Origin of the sequence: Microbacterium sp. NPDC057407, assembly GCF_042803895.1 — a bacterium.
Classification (GTDB): Bacteria; Actinomycetota; Actinomycetes; order Actinomycetales; family Microbacteriaceae; genus Microbacterium.
Genome location: NZ_JBHVCA010000002.1, coordinates 785,111 through 808,084 on the forward strand (window position 1 = coordinate 785,111; position 22,974 = coordinate 808,084).

The 22,974-nt window shown below is 71.7% G+C and carries 17 protein-coding genes; 9 read left to right on the forward strand and 8 right to left on the reverse strand.

Annotated features, from left to right (window positions below; all coding sequences use genetic code 11):
- Positions 1-49: 49 nt before the first annotated feature.
- Positions 50-1,426, forward strand: coding sequence for a zinc-dependent metalloprotease (locus ACFUTX_RS08670; protein WP_378862761.1), 1,377 nt, complete (start codon positions 50-52; stop codon positions 1,424-1,426).
- Between the two features lie 780 nt (positions 1,427-2,206).
- On the opposite strand, the gene ACFUTX_RS08675 is transcribed toward ACFUTX_RS08670, so the two are convergent.
- Positions 2,207-3,973, reverse strand: a complete 1,767-nt coding sequence (locus tag ACFUTX_RS08675) for an ATP-dependent helicase (RefSeq protein ID WP_378862764.1) — start codon at positions 3,971-3,973, stop codon at positions 2,207-2,209.
- Entirely contained in the window at positions 3,970-4,884 is a 915-nt protein-coding gene (gene nudC / locus ACFUTX_RS08680; protein WP_378862767.1) for an NAD(+) diphosphatase, read from the reverse strand. Before nudC ends, ACFUTX_RS08675 begins: the two co-directional genes overlap by 4 nt.
- Positions 4,885-4,964: 80 nt before the next feature.
- Between nudC and ACFUTX_RS08685 the strand changes: the two genes are divergently transcribed.
- On the forward strand, positions 4,965-6,293 hold the full coding sequence (locus ACFUTX_RS08685) for a phosphotransferase (protein ID WP_378862770.1): 1,329 nt from the start codon (positions 4,965-4,967) through the stop codon (positions 6,291-6,293).
- 15 nt (positions 6,294-6,308) lie between these two features.
- On the opposite strand, the gene ACFUTX_RS08690 is transcribed toward ACFUTX_RS08685, so the two are convergent.
- Positions 6,309-9,632 (reverse strand): ATP-dependent DNA helicase, encoded by a 3,324-nt coding sequence (locus ACFUTX_RS08690; RefSeq protein WP_378862773.1) that lies wholly within the window; start codon positions 9,630-9,632, stop codon positions 6,309-6,311.
- The gene (locus tag ACFUTX_RS08695) at positions 9,629-12,739 is read right to left on the reverse strand and encodes an ATP-dependent helicase (protein ID WP_378862776.1); all 3,111 of its coding nucleotides are present in this window, start codon (positions 12,737-12,739) and stop codon (positions 9,629-9,631) included. Before ACFUTX_RS08695 ends, ACFUTX_RS08690 begins: the two co-directional genes overlap by 4 nt.
- Before the next feature lie 136 nt (positions 12,740-12,875).
- Here ACFUTX_RS08695 and ACFUTX_RS08700 point away from each other — a divergent pair, with 136 nt between their 5' ends.
- A complete protein-coding gene (locus ACFUTX_RS08700) occupies positions 12,876-13,100 on the forward strand; it encodes a DUF3107 domain-containing protein (protein WP_378862779.1) in 225 nt (74 codons plus the stop codon).
- Positions 13,101-13,103: 3 nt separating this feature from the next.
- Positions 13,104-13,394 carry a hypothetical protein gene (locus ACFUTX_RS08705; RefSeq protein ID WP_378862782.1) on the forward strand — a complete coding sequence of 97 codons (291 nt, stop codon included), beginning with the start codon at positions 13,104-13,106 and terminating at the stop codon, positions 13,392-13,394.
- A gap of 8 nt (positions 13,395-13,402) precedes the next feature.
- Here ACFUTX_RS08705 and ACFUTX_RS08710 read toward each other — a convergent pair whose 3' ends face one another.
- Positions 13,403-14,116: a ferritin-like fold-containing protein gene (locus tag ACFUTX_RS08710; RefSeq protein WP_378862785.1), complete on the reverse strand. Its 714-nt coding sequence runs from the start codon at positions 14,114-14,116 to the stop codon at positions 13,403-13,405.
- A 224-nt stretch (positions 14,117-14,340) separates the two neighbouring features.
- On the opposite strand from ACFUTX_RS08710, the gene ACFUTX_RS08715 reads away from it, so the two are divergent.
- The gene (locus tag ACFUTX_RS08715) at positions 14,341-15,804 is read left to right on the forward strand and encodes a DEAD/DEAH box helicase (protein WP_378862788.1); all 1,464 of its coding nucleotides are present in this window, start codon (positions 14,341-14,343) and stop codon (positions 15,802-15,804) included.
- Positions 15,805-15,946: 142 nt separating this feature from the next.
- The gene (locus ACFUTX_RS08720) at positions 15,947-16,375 is read left to right on the forward strand and encodes an SHOCT domain-containing protein (RefSeq protein ID WP_378862791.1); all 429 of its coding nucleotides are present in this window, start codon (positions 15,947-15,949) and stop codon (positions 16,373-16,375) included.
- A 4-nt stretch (positions 16,376-16,379) separates the two neighbouring features.
- Here ACFUTX_RS08720 and ACFUTX_RS08725 read toward each other — a convergent pair whose 3' ends face one another.
- Positions 16,380-17,243 (reverse strand): PHP domain-containing protein, encoded by an 864-nt coding sequence (locus ACFUTX_RS08725; RefSeq protein WP_378862794.1) that lies wholly within the window; start codon positions 17,241-17,243, stop codon positions 16,380-16,382.
- Between the two features lie 73 nt (positions 17,244-17,316).
- Here ACFUTX_RS08725 and ACFUTX_RS08730 point away from each other — a divergent pair, with 73 nt between their 5' ends.
- From ACFUTX_RS08730 to ACFUTX_RS08740, 3 genes are read left to right on the forward strand one after another with little or no spacing between them, the layout of a single operon-like run.
- A complete protein-coding gene (locus ACFUTX_RS08730) occupies positions 17,317-18,339 on the forward strand; it encodes an endonuclease/exonuclease/phosphatase family protein (RefSeq protein WP_378862797.1) in 1,023 nt (340 codons plus the stop codon).
- A 38-nt stretch (positions 18,340-18,377) separates the two neighbouring features.
- Complete coding sequence (locus tag ACFUTX_RS08735) at positions 18,378-19,805, forward strand: aminopeptidase P family protein (RefSeq protein WP_378862800.1); 1,428 nt, start codon at positions 18,378-18,380, stop codon at positions 19,803-19,805.
- Positions 19,802-21,601: a gamma-glutamyltransferase family protein gene (locus tag ACFUTX_RS08740; protein ID WP_378862803.1), complete on the forward strand. Its 1,800-nt coding sequence runs from the start codon at positions 19,802-19,804 to the stop codon at positions 21,599-21,601. Before ACFUTX_RS08735 ends, ACFUTX_RS08740 begins: the two co-directional genes overlap by 4 nt.
- On the opposite strand, the gene ACFUTX_RS08745 is transcribed toward ACFUTX_RS08740, so the two are convergent.
- Positions 21,583-22,278: an alpha/beta family hydrolase gene (locus ACFUTX_RS08745; RefSeq protein WP_378862806.1), complete on the reverse strand. Its 696-nt coding sequence runs from the start codon at positions 22,276-22,278 to the stop codon at positions 21,583-21,585. The genes ACFUTX_RS08740 and ACFUTX_RS08745 overlap by 19 nt on opposite strands.
- On the reverse strand, positions 22,278-22,937 hold the full coding sequence (locus ACFUTX_RS08750) for a general stress protein (RefSeq protein WP_378862809.1): 660 nt from the start codon (positions 22,935-22,937) through the stop codon (positions 22,278-22,280). Before ACFUTX_RS08750 ends, ACFUTX_RS08745 begins: the two co-directional genes overlap by 1 nt.
- Positions 22,938-22,974 lie beyond the last annotated feature (37 nt).

Below are 22,974 nucleotides of genomic sequence, written 5' to 3' on the forward strand. Positions count from 1 at the left end.
GGGACTAGCGTAGAACGCGACGTCATGAACCGGCTGAAAGGCGGCTGAAGTGGCAGACGACGATCGCAGTCCCGAAGACGAGTTCCAGGAGCTGATCCGCCAGCTGTTCGGCGGCGGCGCGGGAGGGCTCGACCCCGAGCAGCTCTCACAGCTGTCCGGGATGAACATCGATCCGGCCATGATGCAGACGGTCATGCGGCACCTGCAGGGCGCGTTCGCCGGGGCCTCGGACGACGGAATCTCGTGGGACCTCGCCCAGCGCCAGGCCCTGCACATCGCCAACCAGGACGGCCTCGGCGTGACCGCCGGTCAGCGCACCGACCTGGATCAGGCGTTCGCGCTGGCCACGCTGTGGCTCAGCGAGGCGACCACGATCTCCGATCTCGCCTCGCCGCCCCGGACGCTGACTCGCGGCGGCTGGGTGGAGGCCACGCTGCCGGTCTGGCAGCAGCTGGCGGAACCCGTGGCGACGAGCATCGCCGACGCGCTCACCAGCGCCCTCAGCGAGCAGGCGCCGGACGACATGCAGGGGCTGATCCAGGGCGCGAGCCGCCTCATGCGAACCGTCGGCGGATCGCTCTTCGCCTCTCAGCTCGGCCAGGTCGTGGGGAACCTGTCGAAGGAGGTGGTCAGCGGCGGCGACGTGGGCATCCCCCTCATGCCCGACGGCGAAGCCGCCATCCTGCCCCAGAACTTCGCCGACTTCGGGCGCGACCTCGAGGTCCCTGAAGATCAGCTCGCCCTGTACGTCGCCACGCGCGAGCTCGCCCACGCCCGCCTGTTCCGGCACGCCCGGTGGCTGCGCCTGCACGTCATCTCGCAGGTGACGGAGTTCGCCCGCGGCGTGCACGTCGACACGGCGGCGCTCGAAGAGCTCGCCTCGCGGTTCGACCCGTCTCAGCCGGACGAGCTCCGCAGCGCGCTCGAGAGCGGCGCGCTGCTCCCCGAGCGTTCGGAAGCGCAGGACGCGGCGCTCGCGCGCCTCGAGAACCTGCTCGCCACCATCGAGGGGTGGGTGGAGGTCGTGACCGCCGAAGCCACGTCCCGCCTGCCCGCGGCCGACAGGATCGCCGAGGCGGTGCGGCGGCGGCGCGCGGTCGGGGGCCCTGCCGAAAGAGCACTCGGCTCGCTCGTCGGTCTCGAGCTGCGTCCCCGCCGGATGCGCGAGGCCGCGGCGATGTGGCGCGCGGTGACGGACGCGGTCGGGGTCGCGGCGCGCGACGCGCTGTGGGACTATCCCGACCTCATGCCGGGCGCCGAAGACATCGACGATCCGGGTGCGCTCGTGGCCCGGCTCGAGGCGCGGGCCCGAGGCGAGGAGCCGGCACCGGACGAGCTCGACGACGCTCTTGCTCGGCTGCTCGCCGGCGAGGATCTCCCCGCCGAAGACGACGACGGCGCACCGGAGGATCACCGGCCGGTGTAGCGGTTCCTCCCCAGCGGGCGTTCGCCCGCGAGTCGGACGGCCGTGCTGTGGATACGCCGCGGATCGTGACTGCGGACGGTCACAATCGGGGAATGCTTCGCATCCACCCCGCCTTCCCGCCGCTGTGGCGCTCGGCCGACACCATCCAGTTCGGCATCGAGGCGGTCGCTGTCATCGACGATCCCGCTCCCTGGCAGCAGCGTCTCGTGCGCGAGCTCGAACACGGCATGCCCGAGGGGGCGGTGGTCCCGTTCGCGATGGCGGCAGGCGCCTCCGCGCGGGCGGCCGAGACCTTTCTCGACGACCTCGGCGGCGCGCTCGTCCCGGCTGATCGCGAGACCCTCGCGGTGCGGGTGCAGGCCGCGGGCGACGTGCCCGAGTCGCACCTCCGCACGGTCGCGCAGGCGATGGCCGTGTCCGGGTGCCGCGTGCAGGTGGCGCACGGCTTCGACGAGCCGGGCGCCGGCATGGCGGATGCCTCCACCCTGGTGGTGGTCTCGCATCGGCTCGTTCCTCCGGCGTTCGCGGCTCGCCTGATGGCCGACGACGTCCCGCACCTTCCTGTGGTGATCGCGCCAGACCGCTCCGAGATCGGTCCCCATATCGTGCCGGGTCGGACGGCCTGTCTCGCGTGTGAGGCCGCGCACCGGCGCGAGGCCGACGAAGCGTGGCCCGCGATCGCAGCGCAGCTCCTGGGGCGGCCCGTCGGGGAGGTCGACGAGGCGATGATCTGGGAAGCCGGGATCGTCGCCGCGAGAATGCTCGGCTCGACCGCGGCGGTCAGCGCGACGGGGCGCGGGCGCTCCCGCTGGGCCGAGCGCTCGATGGTGCTCCACGCCGGATCCCTGCTGCGGACCGCCCGGTCGCACCGGCCGCACGCAGACTGCCGGTGCCGATCTCTCGCAGGAAACGGGACGGCTGACGGTCCCGGGCACCGCGTGCCCATGACACCGAGAGCGTTCGCGCGGCCCGCGTGATGCCGACGTAGGCCAGCCGCCTCTCCTCGTCGACCTGCTCGAAGGTCGTCGCATACGAGATCGGGAGCAGACCTTCAGCGAGTCCGACCAGATGGACGTGATCCCACTCGAGGCCCTTCGCGGCGTGGATCGTGGCGAGCGTCACCGTGCGCAGCGCCGGCTCGTCGTGCGTCTTCGCCCGGGCGGTGAGCTCGTCGGCGAACTCGCGGAGTGTGGTGCCCGCGGGAGCCTCCTCGGCCAACCGCAGGAGCGCCGCGCGCAGCTCCCAGGCGTCGCGAAGCGCTCCCCCGGCCTCGGGAGGCTCGTCCGTGAGGCCGAGAGACCGCAGCACGTCGCGCACCGTGTCAACCAGGCGCCCCTCGATCGGTGCGACCGAGGCTCCACGCAGCGCCATGATCCCCTGGCGCACCTCGGGGAGGTCGAAGAAGCGGCGTCCCCCCAGCACCGTCGATGCGATGCCGGCGTCGGCGAGCGCGCGGCCGATCTCGGCGGACTGCGCGTGAGCACGGTAGAGCACGGCGATGCGGCGCGGGTCGGTGCCCGACGCGATCTGCGCCGCGATGCGGGACGCGACGCCGCGAGCCTCGTCCAGGTCATCTTCGTACGCCGTCACCGAGGGCGTCTCGTCTTCGGCGGCACGGTGGGTCGCGGCGACGAGGTGGAGCGCTCCCGGCCGATCGCGCATCAGTTCGTTCGCGACCGCGAGGATCGCGGCATCCGATCGGTAGTTGGTCTCGAGACGCACGACCCGGGCACCCTCGTGACGCGCCTCGAAGTCGAGAAGGTAGCGCGCGTCGGCGCCGGCGAACGAGTAGATCGTCTGGCTGGCGTCTCCGACGACGCAGAGGTCGCGCCGGTCGCCCAGCCACAGCTCCAGGAGCCGGTTCTGAAGGGGCGACACGTCCTGGAACTCGTCCACCGTGAAGTGGCGGTACTGCTCGCGGACAGCCCGGGACACATGCGGCTCGGCCTCGAGCATGCCGGCGCACGCCAGCAGCACGTCCTCGAAGTCGAGCTGACGACGTTCGTCCTTCAACTTCTCGTAGGCGCGCTGAAGATCCACGACGCGCTCGACGGTGAGCCGTCCGATCCCCTTCGGGCGCGCCGCGGCGTACGCGTCCACGCTGAGCATGGAGACCTTCCGCCACTCGATCTCGCTCGCGACGTCCCGGAGGGTCGCAACGTCGGGGTCGAATCCGATGCCGTCCGCCGCGTGCGCGAGCAGGCGGACCTTGTTGTCGACGATGGCCGGGGCGGAGTCGCCCGCCAGCGTGGGCCAGAAGTAGTTCAGCTGGGCGAGCGCGGCCGCGTGGAAGGTGCGAGCCGAGACGCCCTCCACGCCGAGGGAGCGCAGCCGACCGCGCATCTCGCCGGCGGCCTTCGCGGTGAAGGTCACCGCCATGACGCGGCCCGGCGAGAATGCGCCGGTATCGACGCCGTGCGCGATGCGATGCGTGATGACACGCGTCTTGCCCGTACCGGCCCCGGCCAGCACCGCGACCGGACCCCGGAGTGCCTGCACAGCTTCGAGCTGCCGGTCGTCGAGGCCGTCCAGCGGACTCGCCGTCACGATGCGCCACCGTGCCAATCACGGATCAGACGGTGCGCGATCGACGCCGGTCCGGGCAGCCTGAGGTCGCCCTCTCCGGCCAGTCCCGCGCCGATCTCGTCGCGGGTGAACCATCGCACAGCGGCGATCTCGTCGCCGTCGGCGCGCGCTGACGCGTCGTCGGCGGCGGTCGCGATGAAACCGAGCATGAGCGACCGGCGGTAGGGCCATGCCTGCGAACCGCGATACTGCACGTCGACGACGTCGATGCCCGACTCCTCGGCCACCTCCCGTCGCACCGCGGACTCGAGGGACTCGCCCGCCTCGACGAAGCCGGCGAAACACGAGAAGCGGTTCTCGCCCCACAGCGCGTTCGAACCGAGCAGAAGGACGTCGGGGTCCGCCGCGCTCGTGATCGCCACGATCACCGCCGGGTCGGTCCGGGGGAAGTGCTGACGACCGCACGACGGACAGCGCCGTGACCAGCCCGCGTCGACCACCATCGTCAGCGCTCCGCAGGCGGGGCAGAACGACGAATCGAGCAGCCAGCGCGCGAGACTGAGCGCCTCGACGAAAGCTTCGGCGTCGGGAGCGTCGAGCGTGCCCCCCACCGCCCGGAGCGCCCCCCATCCCGCCGGTGCCTCGAAGGGATCGGTTTCACCCGCCTCGAACGCCGCAGCCAGCAGTGCGCGTCCGCCGCCGTCACGCCCCAGGAACGCCCACTCGGCACCGTCCGGCACGCGTTCCGCGGCGACCCACGACAGCCGCTCGGGGGTGACGAGAGGGGCGCGGTCGCCCGAGAGCACGAGCACGCGCGACGATTCGTCGACGCGGGCGCGTGCCAACAGGTCGGGATCCGATCGCTCGCCGGCGGCACGATCGACACCGGAGTCGGCGACGTGCCGGAACGGCGTACTGCCGGGCGCGGTCATCGGCGATCTCCGCTTCTCCGAGAGGGCGAGCCAGGGCGTGGCGCGGGGGTGGACGAGCGACACCGACCTACCCTGGGCACATGGCACGCTCACCCTTCACTCTAGCCGCGTCGGTCACGTCGGCTCTTCCCCGGGTCGGCGTCGTCGCGGTCGGTGAGCTCACCGAGCGGATGTCCGGCCGCTACGACTCGGCGGTCGCCGATCTCGACGACGGTCGCCGTGTCGTCGTCCGCGCGCCGGCGGACGCGGCCGCCACCCCCGAACTCGCGGCGGAGGTGCGCGCGCTGCGCGCACTGACGCCCGGAGTGCGCGGTCTGCTGCCCTTCCGCGCCCCTGAGCTTCTCGGCGAGACGGGCCTCGGCGACGCCCGCGCGGTCGTCGTCGACTTCCTCCCCGGCTACCGCGTCGATGCCGCCCACCTGCCACCCGGCCGCGGAGCCGCGACCTCCGTCGGAGCGGCGCTGGCCGCCCTCCACGCCTTGCCGCTGTCGATCGTGCGCACCGAGGGCCTTCCCGTCCGCACGCCTCAGCAGGTGCGCACCGACGCGTCCCGGCTGCTGGATCGGGCCACCGCCACGAAGCGGCTCCCGGTCGCCCTCGCCCGGCGCTGGAGAGCCGCGGTCGAAGCCGACGAGCTGTGGCGGTTCGAGTCGGCGGTGGTGCTCGGCGGCGCCGGCGCGGCATCGTTCGTCTTCGAGGACGTCGACGGAGTCCCGCAGGTCACCGGCCTGCTGGAGTGGCACGGGCTGTCCGTCGGCGACCCGGCGACCGACCTGCAGTGGCTGGCGTCTGCCCCGGCCGCGGCCGACGACGTCTACGCCGCCTATGTCGTCCACAGCGGCCGCGCGCCGGACGCGCACGCCCGCGACCGCGCAAGGCTGTACGCCGAGCTGGAGTTCGCGTCGTGGCTCGTGCACGGCCATGAGTCCGGCCGCGCCGACGTGATCGACGACGCGGTGAGCCTCCTCGAGACGCTGGCGGCCGGCGTGGCCGACGACGACCTCGTATCGGAGGACGCGCTCGACGTCGACGACGCGATCGCTCTCCTCGACCGGATGCCGGAGGCTTCGTCGACCGATGTCGACACGTCGATGCACACCGACGCCTACGACCCCGAAGAGCTGTCCACGTGGGTCACCGACCCGAACGAGGACGCCGACGCGACCGAGGGTGAAGCGTCGCCGCCCGCGGACCCCGGCGCCACCGCTGAGATCGAGCTCGATGAGATGTCCGACTCCCCCTCGCGACGCGACAGCCCGGTCGATGCGCCCGTCCATCTCGCGGACGTCCGTGCGGCGAAGGCGGCCGACCGAGCCGAGGCATCCGGCGACCACGACCACGACCACGACGCTGCCGCAGACGCCGAGCGGGCGTCGGAGGCGGCTCTTCGCCGCTGGCTCGCGGAATGATCCTGAGGGGCGCGACTACCCCCGCAGAATGAGGTCCTCCGACACGTAGTACAGCGCGACGTCGATCTCGTCGAGCGGCACCCCGTGCTTCGCGTGGTACGCCCGCCGGTACAGCTCGAGCTGAAGCATCCGCTCTTCCCGCTCGGCGGGCGTGCGCGGCGCCGCCCCCGTCTTCCAGTCGACGATCTCGATCCGGCCACCCCGGTCGTCGCGGCGGTACACCGCGTCGAGCTTGCAGATGACGACATGCGGCCGACCGTCGAGGTCGGTGAGGGTGAAATCGATCTCGGTCTCGACTTCGAGCGGACGAAGCGACGCCCACTCGGAGGCGAGGAAGCGGGCGCGCAGGTCGTCCAGCGCTGCCGCGTCCTCGACGGAAGACGTCGTAGCGGACACCTCGTCGTCCACTTCCCACAGGGCGTCGTCGAGTGAACCGCCGAGTCCTGGGCGTCCGGCGCGCTGCTCCACCCAGGCGTGGAACAGGGTGCCCAACCGGGTCTGCCGGAACGGCCGCTCGGGCAGGGGCCGGGCGATCTCCGCCACGGTCCCCTCATAATCCGAGACGAACTCCTTGTAACGGGAGGCGGCGATGCGGGTGGGTGCGAGGTTTGCCGCCGGGTTCCGGCGCGCATCCCGCTCGGTCAGGAGGAGCGTCGTGTCGGAGTCCGCCGGCGCGCGGGGCGCGGACAGCGCGTCGCCGACGATCGCCGCCGCGTGCTCGACGACCTCACGGCGCGACCCGAGGGGATCGATGGGCCACTGCAGCACCCGCCGATCATCGAGGTACGGGTTGTCGCCCGGATCGTCGTCTGGAAGGGGCAGCCCGAGTTCCGCGGCGATCTCGACGTAGAACGCGCTGCACTCCCGGGGGCGCTTCGTCCCCGACCAGCTCGAACCCGTCAGCAGCAGGTGATCCCGTGCACGCGTGACCGCCACATACGCGAGACGGCGGTCCTCTTCGATCTGCCTCGCGCGGTTCGCGGCGACGAACGCCTCGATGGCGGATTTCAGCTCCTGCTGAGTAGCGGACGAGCGCCACGCGAGCTCGGGGAGCCATGCCGAGTCCCCGCGGAAGCGATAGGGCAGCACCCCGAAGCCGAGCCACCCCTTCGTGTCCTTCGGAGCACTCGGCAGCTCGTCCTTCACCATGCGCACCACCGCGACCGCATCCCACTCCAGCCCCTTCGAGCCGTGGATGGTGAGCAGCTGCACGACATCGTCCTCGGGCGGCTCGGTGCGCGGCGCGAACTCATCGAGCTGTTCGGCGTGATCGAGCCAGGCCAGAAGGCTGCTCAGCGATCCGGACTCGTCCGCAGCGAGGAAGCCGTGCAGCTCGTCGACGAACGCACGCAGCTGCGCCGACGCGATGCGCGACGGGCCCCTGGCCTCGTTCGCAGCCAGCTCGACGTCGAGCCGGAGTTCGATCTCGATGAGCCGCACCAGCTCGGCGATCGGCATCCCCGCCGCCTGCCGCAGGCCCGCGAACACCGCCCCCGCCTCTCGAAGCCGCTCCCGCGCGGCGGAGGTGAACCCAGCGAGCCAGCCGTGATCGATCGGATGCCTCAGCACGAAGTCGAGGGCGTCGACGAGGGATCCGTCATCATCGCCGGCGCTGCCGCGGATCTGCTGGACGACGTCGGGGGCGAGCGGCTGGAGCGCGACGTCGTGCCGGGCGATCCGGCGCGCGAGCGCCGCGAGCTCGCGGAGGTCGGGCAGCCCGATCGCCCATCGCGGACCCGACAGAAGACGGATGAGGGCCGACCCGGCCTGGGGGTCGCTGATCACACGGAGAGCACTGACCACGTCGACCACTTCGGGCGTCGACAGCAGACCCCCCAGGCCGAGGATGCGGTGCGGGATACCGCGGCGCCCGAGCGCATCGCCGAACCGCACCATGTGCTTCTTGCTACGGAACAGGATCGCCCCGGTCGTCGCGAGACCCGCTCGCCGTCTCGCGGCGCGCACGCGCGAGAACCACTGCGCCACGCGGTCCGTCTCGGCGTCGAGATCGTTGTCGAAGGCGCACTCCACGACCCCGGCCGGCGCACCGGGACGAGACCTCAGCGACTGCACGGGGACGGCCGCAGAAGCGGCGAGCGGTGCGAGGACGGCATTCGCCGCGCGGAGCACATCTGCGCTGTTGCGCCAGCTGGTCAGCAGGGCGAACTCCGCGCACGGCTCCTCCGGTGAGAACGCGGCGGCGAATCCGCCGAGGTTGCCGGCGCTGGCTCCGCGCCAGCCGTAGATCGCCTGGTGCGGGTCTCCGACCGCCATGACCGCCGTGCCCGCGAAGAGTCGCGCCAGCAGATCGGTCTGCACCACCGACGTGTCCTGGTACTCGTCGAGCAGCACCACGCGGTAGCGGTCGCGCAGCTCGTCCGCCACCGCCCGGTGGCGGCTGACCACCTCGAGCGCCCCGGCGACCTGGTCCGAGAAGTCGATGACGCCGAGCCGGCGCTTCTCGGCGGCGTAGTCGCGGGCGAGATCGGCCAGCAGCGCGAGGCCGCCGACCTTCTCGACCGCCTCGGCCACCTCGGCGTAGACGACAGTGCGTGCAGTGGTGGACGGGAGTTCGAGCACCCGGGAGAAGGCGTCGGGGAAGGCGGCGAGCTCGTCGAGGTCCACCAGGTTGTCGACGCCGTCGCGCGCGATCCGCAAGGCGGCGTCGATGATGGACCGGACCGCCTCTCCGCGCTGCTCCAGACGCGGGTCGTCGGACGCGAACACTACGCGGCGCATCAGCAGCCACGCCGCGGACTCCGAAAGGACCGCGGCCTCGGCATCCCGCCCGATCCGTACCGCGTGCTCGCGGACGATCTGATCGGCGAAGCTGTTGTAGGTCGACACGGTGGGTCGGTGCAGCAGCGCGTCGTCGTCGGTCTGCGTCGGCACGGCACCGACCTCGCGGGAGAGCGCGTCCATCGCCTCGGCGCGCGCCCGGCTCGCCGCCGCGCCCTCACCGCCCTCGCGCTCGAGCGCCGTGAACACGTCCAGTCGCCCCTCGGCGTGGAGATCTGGCAGGTGGGACACGAGACCGCGCCGCTCGAACTCCGCGAGACGGCCGAGTCGTCGCTGGATCCGCTCGGCCAGCTCGCCGGCTGCCTTGCGGGTGAACGTGAGGCCGAGCACCTCGTCGCGGCGGACGAGTCCGTTGGCTACGAGCCACACCACGCGCGACGCCATCGTCTCGGTCTTGCCGCTGCCGGCCCCCGCGACGACGAGCGCGGGCTCGAGCGGGGCCTCGATGACGGCTGCCTGCTCGACGGTGGGCGGGAACTGGCCGAGCGCGGCGGCGATCACCCGCGCCGGCAGGAGCACGGGAGGAGCGGACACCGTCATGACGCGCTCACCGCGCCGATCGTGTGGATCCGGCAGAGACCGTAGGAATGGTCGTCGCGGCAGTGCTCCTCGTAGGGAGCGGAGAACGAGGTCCCGCGCATCGTCGAGACGGCGGACCGGACGCGGGCGAGGAACGCCGCCCGGCTCTCATCGTCGAACGGCGGTTGCCACGGCGTCGCGTAGTCGGACCGCGCCGCGGTCGGCCGCAGCACGAGCAGCTTCGCTCCTCCGGGTGCGAATCCCGCGGCCTCCGGAATCGCCCCCGATTCGAACGCGAGCTGATAGGCGGCGAGCTGCGGATTGTCGACCACCTTCGCGTCCGTCTGCGGCTCGCGCTTGCCCGTCTTGAGGTCCATGATCACCACGGTGCCCTCGGGAGTGAGCTCGACCCTGTCGATGTAGCCCGAGAGGACCGCGCCGTGGTCGAACGCCTCGGCGTCCTCGAGTGGGATCGCGACCTCGAAATGGGGCTCGGCGCCGATGAGCCGTCCACCCGACTCCTCGAACCGTCTCAGGTACACGTGGAGCCGGCGCACCAGATCGCGCGCGCGAGCCTTCTCAGCGCGATCGCGCCAGTCGGCTTCGAACGCGAGCTCGCCCCACCGGGCGTCCACCTGCGCCCACAGCGCTTCTTCCGACGAATCGGCGGCGTGCTCGAGCGCGGCGTGAATGATGGTCCCGAGACCCGCGGTCGTCCCTCCCGGGTCGCCGCCGAGGTCTCCGATCACCCAGTTCAGCTCGCACTCCTCGAGCGTGTGCAGCCGGGACGGCGACACCCGCACGTCTTCGATCGCGAGGTCGCGCAGCGGACCCGTGGAAGTGGGAGGGAGGACGCCGTACCACTGGGCAGGATCCGCGCCCGGCACTCCCGCATCCGCGAGGACCGCCAGCTGCGCTGCGGCGTGCGACGAACGGATGCCGCGACCCGCGGCCTCGGTCAGGGTGCGCCGATGGCGGGCGACGATCCCGCGCAGCGTCAGGGGGTGCTCCACCGCGTAGCGCTCGGCGTCGGGGAAGAACTCGAAGAACACGCTCGGTCCGGTGTCGTCGTCGTCGACCGCGGTGACGACGACCCGGTCGGTAGCGCGGGACAGCGCGCGAGCGAGCAGCCGCAGCTCGTCGTGCATCGCCGCACGGCGGCGATCGACCACACCGGGGACGTCGTCTGCGCCGGCCGAAGCATCCGCCAGTCGCCACGTCTCGAGCAGACTGCCCCGGAGGCGGCTGTTCGGCCACACACCGTCCTGCACCCCGGCGACGACCACGGTGTCGAACTCGAGCCCGAGTGCTCCGGCGGGGGTGAGGATCTGGACGGTGTCGTCGCGGACGGGGGCGGTGAGTCGGTCTTCGGCGATGTCGGAGTCGAGGATGCCTCGGACGAAGACGCGCGGGTCGGCGTCCAGCGACCGCTCCACGAATCGCTTGGCCGCCTGGAACAGCGAGACGACCGCGTCGAGGTCGCGGTTGGCCTGCTCGGCCAGCGGGCCGTGCGCTCGGGCGAGCTCCGACCACGGACGCTGGAGTCCGCTGCGGTCCCACGCCGTCCAGAGGAGTTCGTGGGCCGTGGCGCCACGGGCCAGATCCTCGCGCAGGATCGCCAGCGTTCGGGCGAGGTGCGCGGCGCGCCTCGCCTCCCGCGTGTCGACGAGGTCGAACTCGAGCGGTTGCCGAACAGCCGACAGCACCAGGTCTCGGCCCGCGCGCTCACCGCCGCCAGCGAGCTCGGCGTGGCGCAGCGCCGAGCGGAGCCTGCGCAGCTCGATGGGGTCGAGTCGTCCGTAGGTGCTCAGGAGCGCGCCGGAGACATCGTCGAACGTCCACTCGTCCCGCGCCGCGAGGTCGATCAGTCGCAGCAGGTCGCCGACAGGACGCAGCAGGCCGAGGGCCCGACCGGGCCCGCTCGACCGGGCGGGGACCTCGCGCGCCGACAGCTCGGTCTCGAGGGCGGCGACCTGACGCGTGTCGTGGGCGATGACCGCGCACCGCCCCCACGGCACCCGGTCGTGGACGTGCCTCTCGCGCAGGATCCGCGCGATGGCGTCGTACTCCTCGGCGGGCGAGCGCAGCAGCAGAGCTCGGAGAGATTCGTCGGGCGCGGCGTCGACGCCCGGACCGCGATGCGCTACGACGCCCACGGCGCCGATCCGCTGCGTGACGCGCCGCACCACCTCGGCCTGCCACGGAGTGCCGCGATGTCCGTCCGAGAGCACCTGGATGGCGCCGAGGCCTGCTGCCAGGCGTGCGAAGTTCTCGGGCGTCGCGCCCCGGAACGACCCGGACCCCACGTCCGGGTCGCCGAAGACGAGGACGGGGATGCCCCGGCCGCGCGCGGCCTCGAGCAACTCGACTCCCCCGCGCGTCAGCTCCTGCGCGTCGTCGACGAGGATCACCCCGACGCGGTCGATCGCCTCGATCCCCTCGCCCGCAGAGCGGAGCAATCCGACCGCTTCGCGGACGAGCCCGGCCGCGTCTCGGTGGGCCCCGCGCATCCCGGCGCGGACGTCGAGGTACTCGTCGAAGAAGGATGCCAGGGCGACCCATGCGGGACGCTCGTGGCGCTCGCCCAGATCGCGCAGGTCGCGCGGCTCGATGCCGAGCGTGGTGCATTCGGCGAGGAACGTGCGCACCTCCGTGCGGAAGCCCGCGGTGCTCCGGATCGCCGCGCCCAGCTCGTCGGGCCAGCGCGAGGCTCCGGATGCCTCGTCCTCGGCGTCGCCCTCGAGCATGTCGTGGATCAGCTGGTCCTCGTCTCCGCCGGTGAGCAGCTGGGGAGGCTCAGCGCCCGTGATCACAGCATTCGCGCGGACGATCTGGTACGCGAACGAGGCGACCGAGCGCGCGAGCGGTCCGGCCGTGGCGCGGCCGACGGCCACCGCGAGACGATCCCGAAGGGATGTCGCCGTCTGGCGCGACGGGGTCAGCACGAGAACCGAGTCGGGGTCGACGCCTCGCGCGACCAGCTCCGCCACGCGCGCGATCAGGGTGACGGTCTTGCCCGTTCCCGGCGCTCCCACGACGACGCCGGACGCGCCCGTCGGCAGCTGCACCACGACGCGCTGTCGCACATCGAGTGCGACCACGGGGTCGGAGGGATCAGGCGAAACCATGTGGACGACGGTACCGCGCACGGCCGACACCGCCGTTCGCCGAGAGCGTTCGCGGCGCGGCCTGAGGCCGCGTAGGCGTGTCGTAGAGTTGCCATGCGCCCGGACGCACGGCGCAGAGGACGAGAGAGGGACGCACGTGGAGATCCGCATCGGCATCGCGAACACCGGACGAGAGCTGAGCTTCGAGACCAACGAGCCCGCCGCCGACGTGAAGAAGGCCATCGCCTCCGCTCTCGACGCGGGCGCCACCCACGTCACGTTCAGCGACACCAAGGGCAACAACTACATCGTCCCCACCGCCGGCCTCGCCTACATCGAGCTGGGCACCGAAGAGTCCCGTCGCGTCGGCTTCGTCGCCTGACCCGTGCAGATCCTCATCGCCGTCATCGTCGGGGCCGTCCTCGGTCTCGCGGTGCACTTCCACATCGGCAACCGTTCGACCCGCGGCGCGGTGCTGGCGCCCATGCTGGGCGCGTCGGCGGCGGGAATCGCCTGGACCGCTTTGACCTGGGCGGGCATCGGGATCGACACGCCGTGGCCCTGGCTCTCGATGGTGATCGCGCCTCTCCTGATCACCTACCCCGTGGTGATCCTGCTGCGTCGCTCGCGCGTGTCGCACGACGCCGCCGAGCGGGCGCGGCTGAAGATCGGCTGAGGCGCGACTCAGGCCGCGAGGCCCATCGCGTCCATCCGCCGCGAGTGAGCGGCCATGAGCTCTGTGAACACCGGTTCCACCTTCGCTTCGTCCGCCACGCGAAGGGTAGCCGGTCGCAGCGCGGCACGTGCGATGAGGAGCGTGTCTCCCACGAGCCGGCGGCCCCACAGCGCCAGCAGCGACATCCACTGGGGGTCGCTCTCGATCGTGCGCAGGATGATGTCGACGATCGCTTCGCGGTCGTCGTCGGCCTGAAGGATGCGGGCGACGCGGCGGCCGGTCTCGGCGTAGCTCGCAGAGAGCGCCAGGTAGAAGTCGTCCAGCATTCCGGCGGTGATGTGCACCGAGAGCATGGTCTCCTGCGGCCGCACCCCGTGAGTCGCGCGACGGAACGCGTCCAGCGGCTCCCGGAACGGGAGCATCAGGTCGGTCGGGTCGTCGCCTCGCTCGCGGATGAGCGCGACGAGCTCCTCGTGCTTCGTGAGCGCCGCGCCGGCGGCCCGTGACAGCGACTCCTTGTCGGAGAGTTCCGGCGTCAGGGCGATGAGCTCGCTCAGCGTCTCGAAGTAGCCCAGCTGAAGATAGGCCGCCTGGCCCAGGAACGTGTCGATCTCGGGCGCGAGCTCCTCGAAGTCGACGCGCGTGGCCGTACCGAGATCGTCCCGCGAGCGCAGCTGGAGCCTGCGTCGCGGTTCCTGACGCTGCCAGAACCACTTCACCACGGGCTACAGCCTAGGGTCGCGTGCCCGAGGTCGCGGCATCCGGTCACCGGCGAATGTCGAGTGCGCCCGTCCTCCGGTATCGTGGAACCGTCTCCGGCGTCGGATCGGAGGCCCCGCGCCTGTGGCTGAGAGAGGGCGTGGATCCCACCCCCCGCCCGCGCGACGCAGTCCGCCGCGCCAGGGCACGGACCAGGCAGCGTCTCACTGCCGGACAGGCTCATATCGTGACGACCTTCGCCGAACTCGGCGTGGACCAGGACATCGTCGATGCACTCTCCGCTCGGGGAATCGTCGATGCGTTCCCCATCCAGGAGCAGACCATCCCGCTCGGCCTCCCCGGTCAGGACATCATCGGCCAGGCCAAGACGGGCACCGGCAAGACCTTCGGGTTCGGCATCCCCGTCGTGCAGCGGCTGGGGCACAACCCGGCGCCCGGCGTGCAGGCGCTGATCGTCGTTCCCACGCGCGAACTGGCGGTGCAGGTCTACGAAGACATGGACATGCTCACCTCCAACCGCTCCACGAGCGTCGTGGCGATCTACGGGGGCAAGGCGTATGAGGGGCAGATCGACCAGCTCAAGGCGGGAGCACAGATCGTCGTCGGCACGCCCGGTCGCCTCATCGATCTCAACAACCAGCGCCTGCTCGACCTGTCCAAAGCCGTCGAGGTCGTCCTCGACGAGGCCGACAAGATGCTCGACCTCGGCTTCCTCGCCGACATCGAGAAGATCTTCCAGAAGGTCCCCGCCGTCCGTCACACCCAGCTGTTCTCGGCCACCATGCCCGGGCCGATCGTCGCCCTCGCGCGGCGGTTCATGACCAACCCCATCCACATCCGCGCGACCGACCCCGACGAGGGCCTGACCCAGGCGAACATCCGCCACCTGGTCTATCGGGCGCACTCGCTCGACAAGGACGAGGTCATCGCCCGCATCCTCCAGGCCGAGGGTCGCGGCAAGACCGTGATCTTCACCCGCACCAAGCGCGCGGCGCAGAAGCTGGTCGACGAGCTCGGTGATCGCGGGTTCAACGCGGCGGCGGTCCACGGCGACATGAGCCAGGAAGCGCGGGAGCGCTCGATGGCCGCCTTCAAGGCGGGCAAGCGGGACGTGCTGATCGCCACGGATGTCGCCGCCCGCGGCATCGACGTGGACGACGTCACTCACGTGATCAACCACACCATCCCCGACGACGAGAAGACGTACCTGCACCGGGCGGGCCGCACCGGGCGCGCCGGGAAGACCGGAATCGCGGTGACGTTCGTGGACTGGGACGACCTGCACAAGTGGGCGCTCATCAACCGGGCTCTCGAGTTCGGGCAGCCCGAGCCGACCGAGACCTACTCATCGAGCCCTCACCTCTACACCGATCTCGACATCCCGGCCGGGACGAAGGGACGCATCGCGACCGCTCCCAAGACCCAGGCCGTGAAGACCCAGGAGACCCCCGCCCAGGGCGACTCCGAGGCGGAGGGCTCGACCCGTCGGCGTCGGCGCCGCCGGTCGGGTTCGAGCTCGAGCGGCGAGGCGGACGCGGGCACTCCGCGCGAGCAGGCGGCCCGCGCCGCCGACGGCGGGGGCACTCACGACGGCGGTGGACGGGAGCACCACGACGGCAAGCCCGCGCCCCGGCGCCGCCGGCGCCGTCGCGGCGGATCCGGCGGGAGCGGCGCACCGGTCACCGCCTGACGCGCCGCCGTCGCCCCGGGCCGTCTCGCCGCGCGAGCGCGCGAAACATGTCGCAATCGCGTGATCCCGCGCGATCCTGCCGCTATCTTGATCGCAGACGGCGCGTCCCGCGTCGCCACCTCGCATCAGAAAGGCACTCATCGTGCGACTCATCGACGCTCTGACGAACGGCTACGAGTACCAGGGCTTCTGGGGCTCCCTCGGGGACCTCATCTGGTGGTTCCTGTGGGTGTTCGTCTTCGTCGCGTACCTGTTCGCGCTCTTCGCGGTGATCAGCGACCTCTTCCGCGACCACGAGCTCAGCGGCTGGTGGAAGGCGGTCTGGTTCATCTTCCTGATCTTCGTCCCCTTCCTGACCCTCCTCGTCTACCTCATCGCCCGCGGGAACGGCATGGCCCGCCGCGGCGCGGCAGAGGCGCGGCAGGTCCAGGAGGCGCAGGACGCCTACATCAAGCAGGTCGCCAGCCGCCCCAGCCCGTCCGACGAGATCGCCAAGGCGAAGGCCCTCCTCGACGCCGGGACCATCTCGCAGGCCGAATACGACGCGATCAAGGCCAAAGCGCTGGCCTGAGGCATCACGGGTAGACCGGGGCGCTTCCCGTCCCCCGGTCGATGATGCGTTCGACCATCGCGTCATCGGTGGTGTGCTCCCCAGGACGATTCGGCTTGCCGAGCCCGTGATAGTCGCTGGAGCCCGTGACGATCAGGTCCCGTTCGGCCACGAGCCGCCGCAGGGTGCGCAGCGCGGGCTCGACGTTCTCGCGGTGCCCGAGCTCGAAGCCGGCCAGTCCGGCCGCCAGCATCCGCTCGAGGAGAGGCGCCGGGAGCAGGCCCGCCCGACCGGCGGGATGCGCGATGACGGGGACGCCACCGGCCCCGACGACGAGCTCGACAGCCGTGACGGGGTCGGGCGCGTAGAGGGCGACGTAGTAGTCGCCGCGAGGGCTGAGGATGCCCGCGAAGGCCTCCGAGCGGTCTCGCACGAGTCCGCGGGCGACCAGGGCGTCGGCGATGTGCGGGCGGCCGACCGTCGCCCCGGCGGTGGTCTGGGCGACGATGTCCTCCCACGCCAGGTCGTAGTCGCGCGAGATGCGGTCCGCCATCCGCCGCGCGCGGTCGAGCCGCGATGACCGGATGCGGTCGGTCATGGCCCGAAGGCCGGCGTGGTCGGGGTCGACGAGGTAGGCCAGCACGTGCACGCTGCGCCACTCGTGCCGAGCGGAGAGCTCCATCCCTGGGAGGAACGTCATGTCGAGCGAGGACGCGGCTTCGGCCGCCTCGGCCCAGCCGGAGGTCGTATCGTGGTCGGTGAGGGCGACCGTGCGCAGCCCGTGACGGTGCGCCGCCGCCATGACCTGAGCCGGTGACTCGGTCCCGTCGGAGTGGACGGAGTGCAGGTGCAGATCGCTCGGCCCTGCGAAGCGCTGCGGTCCCGGCATCCTTCGAGATTAGCGTGGCGACATCCGCGCTCGTGCTGACCGATCTCCCAGACTGCTCGCATAGAGTCGCGTCGTGCTTCGCCTGCTCGGGATCCTCGTCACCGTGCTGTGCGCCATTGGTGCCGCGGTGCTCACCTGGCCCGGCTTCTTCCGCGTGGAGCGCTTCTTCCCCGTGGCGCAGATCGTGTCGTTCCGCGGTGTGCTCGCGGCCGCCTTCGCCGCACTGGCGGTGCTCGCGCTGCTGATCGCCGTCGCCCGTCCCCTGCGCGCCTTCGCTCTGTCGATCGCCCTCGTCGCGGGCGTCGCCGCCATCGCCAACGGCGCGATCCTGGCCGGGCGCGGCGGCCTCGGTACGGACGCGCTTCCGGCGAAGACCGAGACGTCCATCCGGGTGATGACGTGGAACACCGCCGGTCCGGCGACTCCCCCCGAGACGATCGCGAAGATCGCGGTCGCCATGGACGCTGACATCGTGGCGCTGCCCGAGACCACGATCGAGACGGGTGAGCAGGTGGCCGTCGCGATGCGCGACCTCGGACACCGCATGTGGGCGCATCACGCCGAAGACCCATCGACGGAGTGGGATGCCGGCTCCACGACGCTCCTGATCTCCCCCGATCTGGGCGACTACGCCGTGATCGAGTCCTCCGTCGACGGAACGAGCAACACCTCCACCGTGCCCAGCGCGGTGGCCATGCCGACGAGCGGCGACGGTCCGATCGTGGTGGCCGCTCACGCCGTCGCGCCGCGCCCCAGCTACATGCAGGAGTGGCGCGACGATCTGCGGTGGCTGGCCGACCAGTGCGCCGGAGGCAACGTCATCATGGCCGGCGATTTCAACGCGACCGTCGACCACATGACCGGTCTCGGCGTCGGCGGCGGCTCGCTCGGACGATGCAGCGATGCCGCGATCGCGACCGGCAACGGGGCCAGCGGCACGTGGTCGGCATCGATCCCGGCGTTCTTCGGCACCCCGATCGATCACGTCATGACGACGTCGCAGTGGGAGGCGACCGGTTCGCTCGTCCTCCGCTCCATGGACGAGTCGGGATCGGATCACCGGCCGCTGATCGTCCAGCTGGAGCCCGTGGGCTGAGCCCTCCCGGTGTCGGCCTCGCGTGCCAGACTGGAGGCATGAGCACCACAGGCGACAGCGACACGATCGCGAGCACCGGCACCGAGACGCCTGTCTCGACGAGCACCAACCGGCGCCAGCCCTACGGCCAGGGGTTCCTCGACACGATTTCGCAGGGCTGGGCGGACCGCCCCGAGAGCACTCCCCCCGCCCGTGAGCAGTCCGCCTTCACCGCCGCGCGCCGCGATGCCGTGTCGTCGGCGTTCCCCGGCCGGCGCCTCGTCCTCCCCGCCGGTGAGCTCAAGCAGCGCAGCAACGACACCGACTACCCGTTCCGCGCCCATTCCGCGTTCTCGCATCTCACGGGGTGGGCCTCCGACGCCGAGCCCGGCGCGGTGCTCGTCTTCGAGCCGCGAGAGGGCGGGAGCGGCCACGACGTCACCCTGTACTTCCGGGAGCGCGCCGACCGCACCACCTCGGAGTTCTACTCGGATGCCTCGATCGGCGAGTTCTGGATCGGCCCGCGTCCCGCGCTCGAGGGCGTGGCCGCCGACCTCGGCATCGCCACCGCCCACGTCGACGACTTCGAGCGGCGAGAAGACGACCTGGTGCTCGACGAGGACGACGATCTGACCCGGTTCGTCTCCGAGCTGCGCCTCGTCAAAGACGACTACGAGATCGAGCAGATGAAGCTGGCCGTCGAGGTGACGGCGCACGGATTCGACGACATCGTCGCACACCTCCCGTCGGTCATCGCCCATCCGCGCGGCGAGCGCATCGTCGAGGGGGTCTTCCATCGGCGGGCACGCAGCGACGGCAACGCCGTCGGCTACGACACGATCGCGGCATCCGGCCCTCACGCGTGCTATCTGCACTGGACCCGCAACGACGGCGCGGTGGTTCCGGGCGACCTCATCCTCATCGACGCGGGCGCCGAGGTCGACAGCCTCTACACCGCCGACATCACCCGCACGCTGCCGGTGAACGGACGCTTCACCGAGATCCAGCGCCGCATCTACGAGACCGTTCGTGAGGCGGCCGACGCGGCCTTCGCCGCGGCGCGACCCGGGGTGAGATTCCGCTCGATCCACGAGGCCGCGATGCAGGTCATCGCGACGCGTGTCGCCGAGTGGGGCCTGCTCCCGGTGACCGCACAGGAGGCGCTCGACGCCGACCGCGGCGGGCACCACCGCCGGTACATGGTCCACGGCACGAGTCACCACCTCGGCATCGACGTCCACGACTGCGCGCAGGCGCGCCGCGACATGTACTACGACGGCCTCCTCGAGCCCGGCATGGTGTTCACCATCGAGCCCGGCCTGTACTTCCAGATCGACGACCTCACCGTTCCCGAGGAGTACCGGGGCATCGGCGTGCGCATCGAGGACGACATCCTCATGACCGATCGTGGTCCGGTGAACCTGTCCGCCGGAATCCCGCGCACGGCCGACGAGGTCGAGGCCTGGATCGCGCGGCTGTCCGCGTGAGCTTCACTCCCCCGCCGGGGTTCACCACCCGTCCGACGCTGTCGGGCACGTTCGGGATGGCGGCCTCCACGCACTGGCTCGCGACGGCGACCGCCCAGGCCGTGCTGGAACGAGGCGGCAACGCCTTCGACGCCTCCGTCGCGGCGGCTTTCGTGCTCCACGTCGTCGAGCCCCATCTGAACGGGCCGGGCGGCGATCTCGTCGGGATCTTCCAGACGGCGGATGCCGCGTCCCCGACAGTCCTCATGGGACAGGGCCCGGCCCCCGCAGGCGCTTCTCGGGAGCACTTCCGAGATGAGGGACTGCAGCTCGTACCGGGCTCGGGCGCGCTCGCGGCCGCCGTTCCCGGCGCGGTCGACGCGTGGCTCCTGCTGCTGCGCGACCATGGGACCTGGGAGCTCTCCGACGTCCTGGCCTATGCGATCGGGTACGCGCGGGACGGTCATCCGATCGTCGCACAGGCGGCCGCCACCATCGGCCGGGTCGCTTCGCTCTTCCGCGACGACTGGACCACCTCGCGCGACCTGTGGATGCCGGACGGCACGCCCCCCGCGGCGGGCGACGTGGTGCGGAACCCCGCCTACGCGGAGGTCCTGGACGAGCTCATCCACGCATCGTGCACGGTCCGCGACGACGGGCCCGTCGGCCGCGCCGCTCGCATCGATTCCGCCCGCCGCGAGTGGAGGTCCGGGCGGGTGGCGCAGGAGGCGACGGCCTTCGCCGCGCAGCCGCACCGTCACTCGACCGGCGGCATCCACGCGGGTGTGATCACCGTCGACGACTTCGCGGCCTTCGAAGCCGGGTACGAGGCGGCTGTCACCCGCACCTTCCGAGGTCGCACGATCGCGAAGGCCGGCCCGTGGACGCAGGGGCCGGCTCTCCTGCAGACCTTGGCCATCCTCGAGCCCCTCGACGACGGCCTGCTCGACCCGGCCACCGAGGCCGGCGCCCATACCGTCCTCGAGGCGCAGAAGCTCGCACTGGCCGATCGTGACGCCTGGTTCGGCGACTCCGAGGTCGATCTCGATGCCCTCCTCGCCGAGGACTACCTGGCGTCGCGTCGGGAACTGATCTCCGACAGCGCCTCGCCCGAGTTCCGGCCGGGGTCGCCCGGCGGCCGGACGCCGTTCCACCCGCCCCTGCGCACGGCTTCGGCGGGGGTGCCGGCGTCGACCGGCGAGCCCACGGTCTCGCGAACCGGCCAGACGCGCGGCGACACGTGTCACCTCGACGTCATCGACCGCTGGGGCAACATCGTCTCGGCGACGCCGTCCGGTGGATGGCTCCAGTCGTCGCCCGCCATCCCTTCTCTGGGTTTCTGCCTCGGGACGCGGCTGCAGATGACCTGGCTCGAGCCCGGGAGCCCGTCCTCCCTGCAGCCGGGCCGACGCCCGCGCACGACGCTGACACCGACGCTCGTGCTTCGCGGCGGGGCGCCCGAGTTCGCTATCGGGTCGCCCGGCGGCGACCAGCAGGATCAGTGGCAGTTGCTGGCACTGCTGCGGATGATCGTGGGTGGCTACTCGCCGCAGGAGGCGATCGACGCCCCCGCGCTCCACACGACGGCGATGCCGGAGTCCTTCTGGCCACGCACCTGGACGCCCGCGGGCGCCGTGGTCGAGGATCGGCTGGGCGACGCGGTGATCGACGGACTCGAGCGCCGCGGCCACGCAGTGACGCGCGCGGGCTCGTGGTCGCTCGGGCGGGTGTCCGCAGTGGGACGCGACGCCGACACCGGCGTGCTGTGGGCAGCGGCGAACCCGCGAGGCATGCAGGGCTACGCGGCCGGGCGCTGACTGCGCCCTCGCATCCACCCGGCCACCAGGGAGGCGATCTCCGCGCCGACCTCGGCCGCTGACCGCCTGCGCCCCTTGACCTCGAAGGAGTGCCCGCCGCCGTCCACCCAGATGATCTCGGCGTCCTGGCACGACGATACGGCGCGGACGAGCTGATCGTGGGGGTCGATGAAGGGATCGTTCGTCCCTTCGAGGAACAGCTGCGGCTGTCGGATGTCGGGAAGGTGCGCGGTGCGCGCCTTGTCGGGGCTCCCCGGCGGGTGGAGCGGATACCCCAGATAGACGAGACCCGCCGGCGCGATGGCGTCCTGCGCCGCCGCCATCGACGCCATCCGGCCGCCGTACGACTTGCCCGCCGCCCAGACGGGAAGGGCGGGTTCGAGGCGGCTCGCCGCAGCCGCGACCGCCGCCCACGTCGCGACGGCGTGCGCAGCGGGCCCCGGCATCCGTCTTCCCGCCTCGACGTATGGGAAGTTGAACCGGATCGTCGCGATGCCGGCCCCGTACAGGCCAGCGACGAACCCGTCGAAGAACGGATGCCGGTACCCGGCGCCTGCGCCGTGCGCGACGGCCGCGAGAGCCCACGGCTCGTCAGGTCGGGCGACAGCCGCAGACACGGCGGCCGGGCCGCTGGGGAGATCGACGGTGACCCGCAGATCCTCCTCCGGGAGGGACATCAGCGGTCGGACGCGGGGCCGGAAGCGGCGGCGTCGCCGGCAGGCGAGTCGGTGCCCTCATCGCCAGCCGAGCGGGGGGCTTCGGGCTGCGCCCGGTCGGGATCGGCGGGGGCCACGCGCTCCCCGTACCGAGGCGGCTCGGAGGCGGACTCTTCGGGGGCGGTGTGATGGCGCTGCTCCGTCGCCGCTGGGGAGGACCCCAGGATCTGCCGCGCGCGATGGATGCTGGACGCCGTCACGGTGACGTCGTAGTGGTCGGCGACGACCTGCATCACCGATGCATAGTCGCGACGACGGCGCACGAACGAGTACGTGACGATGCTCAGCAGCATGCCGATGGCGATGCCCACGAAGAGCACCCCCACGAAGGCTTGGATCGGGACCGACGGCGACCCGATCACGAGGATGGCCGAGAACAGCAGTCCCAGCAGCAAGCCGTTGATCGCTCCCGAACGCGCCGCCGACGCGTAGCCGAGCCGGCCCGTCACCCGCTCGACCGACCGCAGCCCCTGGCCGACGATTGCGATGTCGCGGGCGGGAACGTCCCCGGCGATGAGCGACGAAACGGCCTTCTGCGCCGCCTCGTACGTGGGGAAGTTCGCGACCGTCTGGCCCACCTCGTCAGAACCCTGCGGGAACCGTCCGCCCATCATGGTCATCTCCCCATCCTCCCACGGTGTCCGGACTACGCTGGGA

What these genes read in the sequence shown, in the direction of transcription:
- nudC (WP_378862767.1), bottom strand. Translation starts at nt 4,884, where the DNA reads ATGACCGCGCCCGGCAGTACGCCGTTCCGGCACGTCGCCGACTCCGGT.
- ACFUTX_RS08685 (WP_378862770.1), top strand. Translation starts at nt 4,965, where the DNA reads ATGGCACGCTCACCCTTCACTCTAGCCGCGTCGGTCACGTCGGCTCTT.
- ACFUTX_RS08690 (WP_378862773.1), bottom strand. Translation starts at nt 9,632, where the DNA reads ATGACGGTGTCCGCTCCTCCCGTGCTCCTGCCGGCGCGGGTGATCGCC.
- ACFUTX_RS08695 (WP_378862776.1), bottom strand. Translation starts at nt 12,739, where the DNA reads ATGGTTTCGCCTGATCCCTCCGACCCCGTGGTCGCACTCGATGTGCGA.
- ACFUTX_RS08725 (WP_378862794.1), bottom strand. Translation starts at nt 17,243, where the DNA reads ATGCCGGGACCGCAGCGCTTCGCAGGGCCGAGCGATCTGCACCTGCAC.
- ACFUTX_RS08735 (WP_378862800.1), top strand. Translation starts at nt 18,378, where the DNA reads ATGAGCACCACAGGCGACAGCGACACGATCGCGAGCACCGGCACCGAG.
- ACFUTX_RS08745 (WP_378862806.1), bottom strand. Translation starts at nt 22,278, where the DNA reads ATGTCCCTCCCGGAGGAGGATCTGCGGGTCACCGTCGATCTCCCCAGC.
- ACFUTX_RS08750 (WP_378862809.1), bottom strand. Translation starts at nt 22,937, where the DNA reads ATGACCATGATGGGCGGACGGTTCCCGCAGGGTTCTGACGAGGTGGGC.